Raw genomic sequence first — 746 nt, forward strand, 5'->3', positions numbered from 1 at the left:
GTGACTTCTTTAACTTTTCGTCTTGCATGATGAGGTATCTTCCTGACCAGTATAGACCTTACCTTTTCGCTTTCAGTACCTTTGATCATGGCAATTAAAGCTCCCTTTTGTCCTTTAGCAGCCTTGTTGGTTACGATAGTGTAAAGCTCTCCCTGGGAAAGAGAAGTCTCGTCAATCGTGATGTGTTCGCCAATATTCTCTGGGAAGACAATATGGTCTTCAGCGTGATCTAATTGATCCCAATTGGTAAAACCACTTAAATGAGAGTAATACTGCTCTTCCAGCAGCTTGCCGTTTAAACAGAAATATTTCCCCAGACTTTTACAGTTTACTGGCGTGGTATCGATGCACTGCTTTTAAAAAAGACGCGAATTCCTCTGTTAAACGCGTTCCTTTTGCTACTAAGCTCCAATCCCTTGACACTACCTGACCAGTATCTTCCACCGTCCATCTCCTGCGTTTTACCTTCAAATAGCAGGCTTTTCCACGTACCGGGAAATCTTGAACAGTAATCACATCATAAAAACCTTTAGACAATAACTTTTGTCCGCTATATTCCCCTGGAATGATATTCTTTTCCTCTAAACTGATTTGAAAACTATCTTCTTTCTTTTTAACTGAAGTAACCTGGAAATATTCGAGAATACCTTCTGGCAAAAACAACTCAATTAAACTCTGATCCACTTTGTCTTTTTTTGACAAAGTTAATTCTTCATTCCTAAATCCCCAGATTTATTGCTTGATCC

1 protein-coding gene is annotated in these 746 nt (G+C 39.3%); it reads right to left on the minus strand.

Annotation, left to right across the window (positions count from 1 at the left end):
- Positions 1-321: 321 nt before the first annotated feature.
- Positions 322-684 carry an ISAon1 family transposase N-terminal region protein gene (locus tag JKA74_RS20665; protein ID WP_201433144.1) on the minus strand — a complete coding sequence of 121 codons (363 nt, stop codon included), beginning with the start codon at positions 682-684 and terminating at the stop codon, positions 322-324.
- Between the last annotated feature and the right edge of the window lie 62 nt (positions 685-746).

Source organism: Marivirga aurantiaca (genome assembly GCF_016679925.1).
GTDB classification, from domain to species: Bacteria; Bacteroidota; Bacteroidia; order Cytophagales; family Cyclobacteriaceae; genus Marivirga; species Marivirga aurantiaca.